The organism is Cupriavidus sp. 01T418 (assembly GCF_056398885.1).
This window is the reverse complement of record NZ_JBFTQG010000138.1, coordinates 1-762: the sequence shown is the minus strand read 5'-3', so window position 1 is coordinate 762 and position 762 is coordinate 1. Positions and strand designations below refer to the sequence as shown.

The 762-nt window shown below is 70.3% G+C and carries 1 protein-coding gene; it reads left to right on the top strand.

The window, feature by feature from the left end; genetic code table 11:
• Positions 1–39: 39 nt before the first annotated feature.
• Positions 40–762 (top strand): hypothetical protein (locus tag AC1DQ3_RS36580; protein WP_477124959.1); only part of this gene is annotated, 723 nt, incomplete at its 3' end.

Below are 762 nucleotides of genomic sequence, written 5' to 3'. Positions count from 1 at the left end.
CGCCTGGAAGAGCCCGTTCCCGGCTCCGCGAGCAGACCGATGGCCGATACGAGCGAACGTCTCGCACCGCGCGATGCCTGTGCACCCCTGCACGCGGATACCGCCACGCCGCAAGGCAGCCGAACTCCCCATAARAAGCGCAAGACGGCCATCGACGACAGCCTCCCAGCGAAGGTTGCGCGTTTATCACACCCGAGGGACGTTCCTGCGGGCATTGCCCCTGAAACCCAGGCAAGGCTGGCCACCATTCGCCACGCCGTGCCGCGGCAGGATGGGGAAGCCAGTCAGGCCTACGCCCGCCGCCTGCACGAGCAGCGGCCCGGCCTCGGCCTGAGCGAGCTGTCCCTGCTTTCGGGCACCTTGGAAAGCCATCTGCGCCGCGAGCCGGCCTTCAAGGCGCTCTCCGTGGAACTGGCCGCCATTCGCGACGCTATTCGCGACGCCGTGCCGCGCCGGGACGGGGAAGCCAATCTGGCCTACGCCCGCCGCCTGCGYGAGCAGCGGYCCGRCCTCAGCCTGAGCGAGCTGTCCCTGCTCTCGGGTGCCATGGAAAACCAACTGCGCCGCGAGCCGGCCTTCAAGGCGCTCTCCGTGGAACTGGCCGCCATTCGCSACGCCGTGCCGCGCCGGGACGGGGAARCCAATCTGGCCTACGCCCGCCGCCTGCGCGAGCAGCGGCCCGGCCTCAGCCTGAGCGAGCTGTCCCTGCTCTCGGGYGCCACGGAAARCCAWCTGCGCAGCGAGCCGGCCTTCAAGGCGCTC